The 10,201-nt window shown below is 67.6% G+C and carries 10 protein-coding genes; 1 reads left to right on the top strand and 9 read right to left on the bottom strand.

Annotated features, from left to right (window positions below; all coding sequences use genetic code 11):
- Window positions 1-38 precede the first annotated feature (38 nt).
- Window positions 39-863, bottom strand: coding sequence for an alpha/beta fold hydrolase (locus tag ACM0O9_RS04080; protein ID WP_414604264.1), 825 nt, complete (start codon window positions 861-863; stop codon window positions 39-41).
- A 186-nt stretch (window positions 864-1,049) separates the two neighbouring features.
- Here ACM0O9_RS04080 and ACM0O9_RS04085 point away from each other — a divergent pair, with 186 nt between their 5' ends.
- A complete protein-coding gene (locus ACM0O9_RS04085; RefSeq protein WP_065196127.1) occupies window positions 1,050-1,436 on the top strand; it encodes a hypothetical protein in 387 nt (128 codons plus the stop codon).
- A 75-nt stretch (window positions 1,437-1,511) separates the two neighbouring features.
- On the opposite strand, the gene ACM0O9_RS04090 is transcribed toward ACM0O9_RS04085, so the two are convergent.
- The 8 genes from ACM0O9_RS04090 to ACM0O9_RS04125 all read right to left on the bottom strand — a co-directional run.
- Window positions 1,512-2,216, bottom strand: a complete 705-nt coding sequence (locus tag ACM0O9_RS04090) for a DUF2968 domain-containing protein (protein WP_032954256.1) — start codon at window positions 2,214-2,216, stop codon at window positions 1,512-1,514.
- A 99-nt stretch (window positions 2,217-2,315) separates the two neighbouring features.
- Window positions 2,316-4,466 carry a TadG family pilus assembly protein gene (locus tag ACM0O9_RS04095; RefSeq protein ID WP_005416993.1) on the bottom strand — a complete coding sequence of 717 codons (2,151 nt, stop codon included), beginning with the start codon at window positions 4,464-4,466 and terminating at the stop codon, window positions 2,316-2,318.
- A gap of 8 nt (window positions 4,467-4,474) precedes the next feature.
- Window positions 4,475-4,948: a DUF3613 domain-containing protein gene (locus tag ACM0O9_RS04100; protein ID WP_164229998.1), complete on the bottom strand. Its 474-nt coding sequence runs from the start codon at window positions 4,946-4,948 to the stop codon at window positions 4,475-4,477.
- Window positions 4,945-5,835 carry a tetratricopeptide repeat protein gene (locus tag ACM0O9_RS04105; protein WP_065178479.1) on the bottom strand — a complete coding sequence of 297 codons (891 nt, stop codon included), beginning with the start codon at window positions 5,833-5,835 and terminating at the stop codon, window positions 4,945-4,947. The genes ACM0O9_RS04100 and ACM0O9_RS04105 overlap by 4 nt, the downstream gene beginning before the upstream one ends.
- Window positions 5,835-6,770: a type II secretion system F family protein gene (locus tag ACM0O9_RS04110; RefSeq protein ID WP_005416989.1), complete on the bottom strand. Its 936-nt coding sequence runs from the start codon at window positions 6,768-6,770 to the stop codon at window positions 5,835-5,837. The genes ACM0O9_RS04105 and ACM0O9_RS04110 overlap by 1 nt, the downstream gene beginning before the upstream one ends.
- A gap of 28 nt (window positions 6,771-6,798) precedes the next feature.
- Window positions 6,799-7,755 (bottom strand): type II secretion system F family protein, encoded by a 957-nt coding sequence (locus ACM0O9_RS04115; protein WP_005416988.1) that lies wholly within the window; start codon window positions 7,753-7,755, stop codon window positions 6,799-6,801.
- A 2-nt stretch (window positions 7,756-7,757) separates the two neighbouring features.
- A complete protein-coding gene (locus tag ACM0O9_RS04120) occupies window positions 7,758-9,104 on the bottom strand; it encodes a TadA family conjugal transfer-associated ATPase (RefSeq protein ID WP_053500164.1) in 1,347 nt (448 codons plus the stop codon).
- On the bottom strand, window positions 9,089-10,201 hold a 1,113-nt coding region (locus ACM0O9_RS04125), incomplete at its 5' end, for a CpaE/TadZ family protein (RefSeq protein WP_495495875.1). The genes ACM0O9_RS04125 and ACM0O9_RS04120, both read right to left, overlap by 16 nt.

Below are 10,201 nucleotides of genomic sequence, written 5' to 3' on the forward strand. Positions count from 1 at the left end.
TTTTTTGGGGCGGCGCTGGGTAGCGCCGCCGCGATACCTCACTTGCGTGCGAACGCCAGCAGGTCGGCGTTGAACTGGTCGGCGTGGGTGATGGTCAGGCCATGCGGCGCACCGGCGTACACCTTCAGTTCGGCATCCTTGATGATCTGCGAGGACAGCTTGGCCGAGGCATCGAACGGCACGATCTGGTCGTCATCGCCGTGCACGACCAGCGCCGGCACGTCGATCTTCTTCAGGTCCTCGGTGTAGTCCACTTCCGAGAATTCGTGCACGCAGTCGTACTGGCCCTTGACGCCACCGAGCATGCCCTGCAGCCAGAACGCATCGCGCATGCCCTGGGTGACGTTGTTGCCATCCCGGTTGGCGCCGAAGAACGGGGTGGTCAGGTCCTTGAAGAACTGCGAACGGTCGCCGCCGGTACCCTTGCGGATGCCGTCGAAGACCTCCAGCGGGGTGCCGGCGGGGTTGCCAGCGGTCTTCAGCATCAGCGGCGGCACGGCGCCGACCAGCACCACCTTGGCCACGCGCGCGCTGCCGTGGCGGCCGATGTAATGGGCCACTTCACCGCCGCCGGTGGAATGGCCGACCAGGATCGCGTCCTTCAGGTCCAGCGCTTCGATCACCGCGGCCAGGTCATCGGCATAGGTGTCCATGTTGTTGCCGTTCCAGGTCTGGCTGGAGCGTCCGTGGCTGCGGCGATCGTGGGCGACCACGCGGAAGCCGTTCTGGCCCATGAACAGCATCTGCGGATCCCAGGCATCGGAAGACAGCGGCCAACCGTGGGCGAACACGATCGGCTGGCAGGTGCCCCAATCCTTGTAGAAGATGCGGGCGCCATCGGCGACGGTGACGAAGTTGCTCATTGCAGGTTCCTTGGCGGAAGGGAGGGAAGGCTTCGGCAGGATGCCGGTGCCTTCGGCAGTACAGCGCAGGCGCAGGCGACCGACTTGCACGGCTGTGCTGGATTGCATCGGATGTGACGCGTATCGCTCTGGCAGGACGGGAGCCGTATGCCGAGGATGAGCGCAGCCCGCCACAGGAACGCACGGATGCCCGCCATGCGATGGTCGCTGATGCTGTGCCTGCTGCTGCCCATGGCAGCGCCGGCACAGACCCATGTCTACAAGTGCGTGGATGGACCGCACCCGGTCTACCAGCAGACACCCTGCCAGGGGCGTGCCGCATGGCGCTGGGACGTGCCCGCGGAGCAGTCATTGTCCCGCGGCGCTGTGGCGCCAGCGGCCTCGACACCGAAGCCATCGCCCCGGCCACGGCGTGCGGCGCGGGCGCACGGTGCGCTGATCACGATCAGCACGGATGCGGCGGCCTGCGAGCGTGCCCGGCGTGATCGCGAGCAGGCGTTGCTCAAGCGTCGGCGCCTGGATTTCGTGCAGCGCCGGCAGCTGGATGACGCGGTCTACGGCGCCTGCCAGTGACGCGGGGACGCTGAAGTGCCGAAAACGACAACGGCGCCATAGGGCGCCGTCGCGTGAGTACCGTGAGTGCAGCTCTCAGCGACCGTCGCTTGCGGCGGCCGGTGCGGGCACACTGTCCGGCTTGGGCAGGCTCAACTCCGGGTTGCCCTGTTCGGCCTGCAGGATCTGGATGCGGCGCTGCAGGGCGTCCAGCTGGCTGTTGGTGCTCTGCACGTCGGTGCTGAGGCTCACGGCCTGCTGCTGGGCCTGCTGCAGGGCCGCGCTGACCTGTGCCGACTGCGCCTGCTGCTGTTCCATTTCCTGCTGCAGGGTGCGCAGGCGTTCTTCGTTGTAGGCCACCAGGCGCTCGGTGTAGCGCTTGCCGGCTTCAAGACGGGTGGTGTCGATGTAGACCTGGGCGAGCTGTTCGGACTGCTGCGCGAAGGTGCGGTAGACGCGCTCGGCGTTGTCCACCGCATCGGTCTTGATCACCCGCCAGAAGTTCTTCTCCTGGAACAGGGCGACGTAGTAGGTCAGGGTGTTGGCATTGAACAGCAGGCTGGCGCCGTAGTTGCCGTTGTAAGTGGTGCGCAGCTCGGTCAGCTGGCGCGAGTCCATCAACTGCTTGAGTTCGTCCACGGTATTGCGCACCACAGGCGCGCTGCGCGCCGGTTCGGCTGCCGCCTCGCGGTCGCCACGTGCAGCCATCGCTGCCGGTGCCACCAGCATCATGACCACGGCCAGCACTGCCGCGCTGCGCGCGTGCCGGGCAAAGACCGCGCCCCCTGAAGTTTCTCGCATGTCTAGACCATCCACGGATGAGTGTGGGTTGAGATGAAGGTGGTTCCCCGCCGGGAGTCTAGCATGGGTGTGGGCGCCGCCAAGGGCGCCCGTCACCGGTCAGTAGACCAGCTGTGCGGCGCTGCACTGGATCGACTGCACATTGACGTCGGTCCGGCCCAGTTCAACGCCCAGCACGCTGGCCAGCAGGTTGGTCAGCAGGGTGCCAATACTGTTGAGCACCGGCCGCAGTGCGGCCAGGATCGGCTTCAGCAGGGTGCACAGCAGTCCGCTGCAGCTGACGCTGCCATCGGGGTTGGTGACACCCGTTCCCCCGGCACCATCGAGAAAGCCGGCCGGTGCGGTCTGGATGTAGGACGCCAGATTGTTGCGCACGCAGCCGTTGTAATCGATCAGGTTGCCGAGCAGGCTGTCGCAGCGGTTGATCAGCAGGCCGCCGACCAGCGAGCCAAGCAGGCCATCGAGCAGGCCCAGGCCCTGGCCGGTGACGGTCGTCCTGTAACCGGTCCACACCGAACCGTCTTCCCAGCAGGTGGTCAGGCCCAGCAGGCAAGGCTTGGGGACGCCATTCTTCACCGTCCAGTTGCCCAGCGGGGCGAGATTGCGCGCCGGATCGCCATCGCGCAGCAGCGGGATGACCTGGTCGACGTTGTAGCGTCCGCCAGTCGGAAAGGCCGCCTGCAGGTAGCGATCGGCCAGCGCCTTGGCGGTGTCGTTGGCGTTCATGCCCTGCTTGGGCGAATTGAGCATGCCCGACAGCACCCGTAGCAGTTCGTTGACCAGGCTCGACACTGCGTCACCAATTGCGAGCGGATTGAACCGGGTCGAGCCGGTCTCGCCGGCGGCCAGGGTCAGGGTCTGCGTGCTGGTCAGGGCGGGCAGGGTAATCCTGTCGTTGATCAATGGTTGGCCCAGCAGCTTCAGCAGCTGTTCGTCCTGCAGCGTGGCATCGCAGACATTGGCCTTGGAGAAGCGCTGTGCGGGGTCGACATTGCCGACGCAGGCGCGCAGCACCGACGAGTCCACCTGGATCGTGGCCTTGGGTGGACTGCCGCCGCACTGGATGCCGGTCAAGGTGCCCATACCGTTGGCCACGTCGACGTGCAACGGCAGGTGCAGGCGCGTGCCAAGCAGGTTCAGCAGCGGCCCCAGCGCGAACAGGTTGTTGCTGTCCACGTCCGCCATCAGCCGCACCTGCGCGTTGTAGGCACGGCTGCCGACGCCGCCGATGGCGATCGATGGCGGCTCGACCACGCCGGCCTGGATCCTGATGCCCAGCAGGTCCAGTCCCTTGACCGCCACGCCGTTGCCATCGTTGGCGATGGAGATCGCGGTGTTGATCAGGTTGAGCACGTTGATCTGTGACTCCAGTGCGCTGCCGACCGTGCCGTCGGGCGAGACAACTTCGGCAAATAGGCCACCGCCGCCGGACTGGCTGCCAAGCACGATGTTGAGCTTGTTGATGTCCAGCTGGGTGGCAACCAGATCGGACAGGGCGCGCAGCTGCACCCCCACTGCGGAGTCACGGCCGACCACGGTGGCGGTAGCATCGACCAGCTGTGCCAGCGAAATCTTGTTGACCGACAGCAGGCGATTGAAGTCGGCCACGCTGAGGTTGGCGCTTACCGGTATGTTGAGCGCTTTCAGCAGGCCGGACGGAGTCACGTTGGCCTGCGCCAGGCCGTCATAGGACAGCACCGTGGCATTGGTGACGTCCAGGCCAACCAGGCGCAGGGTGGACAGCAGCACTGAATCGCCATTGGTCCGCAGCAGCTGCGAGCCGACCGCAAACACCGCGGTGGGTTCGGCACGGCGCGCCACGGCCTGCACGCTCACGGTGGGCAGGCTGGAAGTCTGACCGAAGAAGGGCAGCACGCTGCGCTCGGCGATCACCTGAACCGCATTGCGGGGATTGCTGGCATCGACGCTGGTGACGAAGCGGGTGCCGGTGCCACGGCTGGCGCTCCAGTTGCCGCAGCGGATCTGCAGGGTGCCTGCGAACCCGTTCTGGACCACCGCATTCTGCCGGGCAGCGCTGTTGTCGCTGTTGTCCGGGCTGCACAGCTCCAGCCGCTGTGCGCCGGCCAGTGCGGCAAGGTCGGCCACCTTCTGCGCGTCACGCTTGGCCCAGAACAGATAGCCGATCTCGATCAGGCCCAGCATGGCCACCAGCGCCAGCATGACCAGCATCATCGTGACCGACATGCCGCCGCGTGCGCGGCTGAAACTGAACTGTCGTGGGCGTTTCATGGCCGACCTCAGCGTCCGGAGGAGGAGGCGTCCTTGGACCGGGAGACATCGGTCTCAAAGAAGTCCGGGATCTCGTGTTCAAAGCTCTTCAGGTAACGCGCATAGCTCAGCGTGGCCTGGTCACCCAGGATCGGCAGCCGTTGGCCGGCCTGCTGCCCGGAGGCCTGCAGGCGGAACAGGTTGCGGGTCGCCTCGCCGCTCTGCAGGCGTGCACGTGGTGCGGCGGGCGGTGCTGAAAGAGGTGCGACGTCGGTTGCGATGGTCGACGCTTGCGCTCCAGTCACCTCGGCGGATGCAGCCGGTGCGGCCAACTCCACGGTGGGGAGCGGTTCGGCCTGCATCGGCGCTGTAGCCGGTGCCGACAGTGAGGGGCCACCGAGCATCTGTCCGGTCAATGGCTGTTGCTGTGCCTGCACGGCACCGGCCACAAGCAGGCAGCACAGCACGGGCAACAGGCGTCGGATCTGGCGCATCGTGGTCATGGTGTGCTTCCGGTCGGGTGGTCGGTGGCGCTGAAGCGTTCCAGCATCGAGGGGGGCAGGCGCTGCGGATCGCGTTGGTCGCGCGGGTCGCGGCGGGGTTCGCTCGCCAGCCGTGCGCCGCCCGATGCACGAGCGCCACTCTCGACGCTCGCCGTGTGTGCAGGTGTGGCTGCGTTGGCGGCGGCAGCGGCCTGTCGTTGCTGCAGGCGCGTGCGGATCTGCTGGGCCTGCTGCTGGATGCTTCGGCGCGTTTCCTCGTTGAGGCTGGCCTGTGCCGATAGCCGCTCCGCCGTGGCCTGGTCGCCGCGCAGTACCGCCCAGAGTGCAAGGTTGGCCGTTGCCTTGGCGTTGCCCGGTGAAAGTTCCAGGGCCTTGGCCAGCGGCTCGCGGGCTTGATCGAACTGGCCGGCACGCAGCCGTGCATAGCCCAGGTCGCCCAGATAGTCGGTGTTCAAGGGCTGCAGCTGCGTGGCGCGCGCCAGCGCCTGTTCGCTTCCGGCGTCGTCGTCGCGGCGTGCAGCGATCAGGCCCAGGCCGTGGGCGGCCGCCGCGGCCTGCGGCCCGCTGGACAGCTCGCGATACAGCGTGACCGCCGCGTCGGCCTGGCCGGTCTCGCGCAGTGCGTCGGCCTGCAGCAGGCGCAGGGCAGGGCGATCACCATAGCGCTGGCGGAAGGCCTCCACGTGGGCCAGCGAGGCATACCAGGCGCCCTGCTGCTGCATGCGTTCGATCAGCTCCAGATAGGCGTTGCGGCTGTCCTGCGGATCGGGTTCCGGCGGCGCAAGGCTGGGCGCCCGCACATATTTCGGTGTGGTCGAGGCGCAGCCACTGGCCAGGGCGGCGAGGGCGACGGCAAGCAGCAGGCAGGAGGTGCGCAGGGCAGGCATCAGGGAGATCCCATCTTGGACAGGGTGGTGGCCAGCGCGACCAGCGCCGGGCCGGCAAGCACCAGCATCAGTGCCGGCAACAGGGTCAGCATCATCACCACGGTCATCTTCACCGAGAGCTTGCCGACCTTTTCCTTCAACGCGTTGCGGCGCTGTTCGCGCAGGCGGATGCTGAACTGGCGCAACGGCTCCTGCACTGCGCCGCCGTGCGCATGCACCTGCAGGATCAACTGCATCAGGCTGGCCAGGTCATCATCGGCGTAGACCTCGCTCAGCCGCCGCAACGACTGCGCGCGCGTGCGGCCATGGGTATAGGCCACATTGGCTTCCTGCAGTTCGCCGCCGAGTACCGGCAATGCATCGCGCAGCTTGTCACCCAGGGTCTGCAGGCTCTGGTCCATGCTGAAGCCCACGCCCTGCAGCAGGCGCAGCAGGTCGATCAGCAGGGGCAGCTCGTTCTCGACCGCGCGGCGGCGGCGCTTGACCCACGACGACAGCACGAACTTGGGCAGCAGCAGCCCGGCCGCCAGCGCACCGATCACCACCATCACCTTGGCAAGCCCGTGCGCGCTGCTGAACGCCAGCGCCAGCGCCAGCACCAACAGGGCAAGCAGCAGGCGCAGGCCGAGATAGATCGCGGTGCCACGGCGCGTGTTCCAGCCAGCCAGGTCCAACAGAAGCTTGTCTTCGTTGGCAAGCAGCGCAGCCTCCAGGCGGCCGCCACTGAGCGAGCGACCGAAGCGCTCGATCCAGCCCAGCGAGTCGCGGCGCGTGGCCTCGGTGTCGCGGCCTTCCTCACGCGGCTGCAGGGCGGTTTTCAGTGTGGCTGAGGTGCGGTGCTCGCGATGGCTGCGCACCCAGCCGGCGATACCGAGCAGGGCGACGCCGGCCGCCAGCACCAGCAGCGAAAGGGCGAACCAGGCGCTGGCGCTCATCGGGCACCTCCGGGGCGGCTGTGGGCGGTCATAGTGATTTGGCCAGGCGGTACAGCAGGAACGCCCCTAGCAGTTCCAGGCCCAGCGCGATCAACAGGATCCTGTGACCGAGCGGGTCGTGCAGCACCGGCTGGAAAAACGCCGGGCTGGAGATCGCCATCAGCACCGCACTGGCGGGCGGCAGCAGCCCCAGTACCCAGGCCGACATCCGTGTTTCCGAGGTGGTGGCCGCCAGTTCCTGCTGGGCCTGTTCCAGGTCGCGCATGAAATCGCCCATGCGTTGCAGGATCTGGTCGGCGCGGCCACCGATGCGCACGCTCACGCCGATCACCACTGCCAGCACCTTCAGTACGTCCATCCGGTACGGCTGCGCGGCCAGGCTCAATGCACGATCCAGGTCCATGCCGCTGCGCGCATAGCGCACCGTGGTGTCGAGCAGGCCGCGCAGTGGCGCGCTGGTCTGCATCGAAGACACCTGGAACGCGGCCTGCAGGCTGTTGCCCAGCGCGGTGAGGCGGACCAGGTTGTCGAGAAAGTCCGGCATCTGGTGCAGCAGCTGCGCGCGCAGCTTCGTGATCCGGCGCATCACCCACAGCCAGCAGCCCAGCAGGTACAGCAGCAGGGTCAGCGGAAACATCCAGGCCGTGCCCAGCCGCATCGCCGCCACGACCGCAAGCATCAGTCCCGGCACCAGCAGCATCAGTGGCAGCTTCCAGCCCGGCGGAAGGCCGGCGCGCTGCAGGACACCGTCCCACGGCAGTACACGGGTTCCGGTGCTGGCCGGGCGGGTCGAATCGTTGGCCGCCGCAACGGCAGGCCCGGCCGGTACCGCGCCGGCCGCGCTGCCGCGCGCCAGTTGTTGCTCGGCATGCTGCAGCGAGGCCTGGCGCTGCTCACGGCTGGCGGCGGTGCCCCATAGCCAGACGGCCAGCGCCAGCAGCACCGAGATGATGCTCAACACGCCCAGCAGCAGGCCGGTGCCCATGCTCAGAAGTCCCCGTAGAGCGATTCACGCAGTTGCTGGCGGAACGGCTCCAGCTTGTGCGAGTGCGGATGGAAGCCCAGGCCGATCCAGCGGTCGGTCTCGCGGCCGGTGGCGTCGATCTGCACCTCGTGGCGGAACATTTCCTGGGTGGTGATCAGGTTGTCGCTGACCCCGGTGATCTCGGTGATCGAGACCAGCACCCGGCGCCCGCTGCCCAGCCGCGAGATCTGCACGATGAAGTCGATGGCGCTGGCAATCTGCCGGCGCAGGCTGTCCTCGCTGCCCTGGAAGCCGGCAAAGCCTGCCAGCATCTCGATGCGGTACAGGCAGTCGCGTGGCGTGTTGGCGTGGATGGTGGCCATCGATCCGTCATGGCCGGTATTCATCGCCTGCAGCATTTCCAGCACTTCAGCGCCGCGCACTTCGCCGACCACGATGCGGTCCGGGCGCATGCGCAGACTGTTGCGCACCAGGTCGCGGATGCTGACCGCGCCCTGGCCCTCGGCGCCGCCGATGCGGCTTTCCAGGCGCACCACGTGCGGATGGTTCAGCGAAAGCTCGGCGGTGTCCTCCACGGTGATGACGCGCTCGCTGGGTGGCACGTAGCTGGCCAGTGCATTCAGCAGCGAGGTCTTGCCGGAACTGGTGCCGCCGGAGACCAGGATGTTGCAGCGGCCCAGCACCATCGCCTTCAGCAGGGCCTGCATCGGTGCGTCGAAGGTGCCCTTGGCAAGCAGCTCGTCGGGGGTGAACGGGTCCTTGCGGAACTTGCGGATGGACACCATCGGCCCGTCCACCGCCAGTGGCGAGATGATCGCGTTGAGGCGGCCGCCGTTGGGCAGGCGCGCATCGACCATCGGATTGGAATCATCCAGCCGGCGGCCAAGCGGCGCGAGGATGCGGCGCAGGATGCGCAGCAGGTGGGTGTCATCGGTGAAGCGCTGGGTGGCACGCCGGAGCTGGCCACCCTGCGAAACGTGCACGTCCTTGAAACCGTTGATCAGGATGTCTTCGATGGAGGGGTCGTGGAGCAGGTCGTCCAGCGGGCCGAAACCGGTCAGCTCCTTGACCAGGCCCTCGGCAACCACCTGCATCTCTTCTTCGTTGATCGGGATGCGCCATTCCTGGATGAAGCCCACGGTCTGTACCTGCACCCAGCGGGCAATGGTATCCGGGGCCCAGGAATCGATGTCGATGCGCTCGTCCTCGATGCTGTTGAGCAGGTGCTCATGCGCGGCCGACAGCACCTTCTGGTACTGCTCGGTCTGTGCGAACGGCAGGTGGCCCGGGCTTTCGTGCAGCAGCGGGCGGGCAACGGCATGCGGGAACGGGGTTACCTTGTCTTCCATTGCGATCCACCCAGGGCAAGGGAGAGTCTTTCCCGCAGGCCATGCGGCTGGACCGGGCAGGCAGCCGGGTCCAGCCGTGACACGAGCGGGGCGAGGGCACGCAGGTAGGGATCGCGCGGCGCATCCTGCAGCAGCAGGCGGCCCTGGCTGGCGGCAAGGCGCACACGCGGTCGTTCAGGCAATGTCGCCAGCAACGGCAGTTCGAAGCGGCGTGCGATCTGTTCCGGGCTCATGCCGCTGCTGTCGTCGTGGCGGTTGATCACCAGTTGCAGGCGCTTCTCGCGCTCGCGCTGGCCTGCAAGATGCTTCAGTGCCTGGTCCAGCGAGACCAGCGTGGCGATCGACGCATCGGTGACCAGCCAGATCTCGTCTGCCTGGTCCAGCAACAGCGGCGGCAGCTGCCGCAGCGGGCAGCCGCCGGCATCACACAGCACGCTGGCGAACACCCCGCGCAGGCGCTGCAGCAGCGCGCCAGGGTCGGACGGGGGCACGGCATCACTGCCGCCGGCACGGTCCAGCAGCACCAGCCCGGAGTCATGGCGCGCCATCGCGGTGCGTGCGAGGGTGGCGTCGATGCGGCTGGCGTTGCGCAGCGCATCCTCGTAGTGGAAGCGGCTGTCGAGATTGAGGTACAGCGCAAGGTCACCGGTGGGCTGTGCCAGTTCCATCAGGAGGCCGTCCTGTTGCACTGCATCGCCCTGGGCGAGGGCCCGCGTCTGTTGCGCCAGCACCGAAAGATGTGCGGCCAGGGTACTGGTGCCGACGCCTGCGCGCACGCCCAGCAGCACGATCAGGCGCGCCTTGTGCGCATGCTGCGCCACCGCGGCCGGGCGCGGTGACAGTGCGCGCCGCAGGGCCGCCTCGATGCCGGCGTTGTCACTGTCCAGGTCCAGCACATCGCGCAGGCCGGCGCGCAGGGCAATCACCACGCCTTCGACCTGGCCGGCGCTGGTGGCGCCGACCGCGACCAGGGCCAGGTCCGGCTGGGTCTGCTGCAGCTGCTGTGCCAGTACGCTCGAGGCAGCCGCGTGCTCGGGCCGGAAGTCAAGCAGCACCAGGCTCTGCGGGCCGCGTTGCAGGTCCTGCGCCGACGTCGG

The organism is Stenotrophomonas sp. FR012, assembly GCF_047520565.2.
Taxonomy (GTDB): domain Bacteria; phylum Pseudomonadota; class Gammaproteobacteria; order Xanthomonadales; family Xanthomonadaceae; genus Stenotrophomonas; species Stenotrophomonas sepilia.

Excerpts from the sequence above, each read along its gene's own strand:
- ACM0O9_RS04115 (WP_005416988.1), bottom strand. The coding sequence starts at position 7,755 with ATGGGCACCGGCCTGCTGCTGGGCGTGTTGAGCATCATCTCGGTGCTG.
- ACM0O9_RS04090 (WP_032954256.1), bottom strand. The coding sequence starts at position 2,216 with ATGCGAGAAACTTCAGGGGGCGCGGTCTTTGCCCGGCACGCGCGCAGC.
- ACM0O9_RS04120 (WP_053500164.1), bottom strand. The coding sequence starts at position 9,104 with ATGGAAGACAAGGTAACCCCGTTCCCGCATGCCGTTGCCCGCCCGCTG.
- ACM0O9_RS04100 (WP_164229998.1), bottom strand. The coding sequence starts at position 4,948 with ATGACCACGATGCGCCAGATCCGACGCCTGTTGCCCGTGCTGTGCTGC.
- ACM0O9_RS04085 (WP_065196127.1), top strand. The coding sequence starts at position 1,050 with ATGCCCGCCATGCGATGGTCGCTGATGCTGTGCCTGCTGCTGCCCATG.
- ACM0O9_RS04110 (WP_005416989.1), bottom strand. The coding sequence starts at position 6,770 with ATGAGCGCCAGCGCCTGGTTCGCCCTTTCGCTGCTGGTGCTGGCGGCC.
- ACM0O9_RS04095 (WP_005416993.1), bottom strand. The coding sequence starts at position 4,466 with ATGAAACGCCCACGACAGTTCAGTTTCAGCCGCGCACGCGGCGGCATG.
- ACM0O9_RS04080 (WP_414604264.1), bottom strand. The coding sequence starts at position 863 with ATGAGCAACTTCGTCACCGTCGCCGATGGCGCCCGCATCTTCTACAAG.
- ACM0O9_RS04105 (WP_065178479.1), bottom strand. The coding sequence starts at position 5,835 with ATGCCTGCCCTGCGCACCTCCTGCCTGCTGCTTGCCGTCGCCCTCGCC.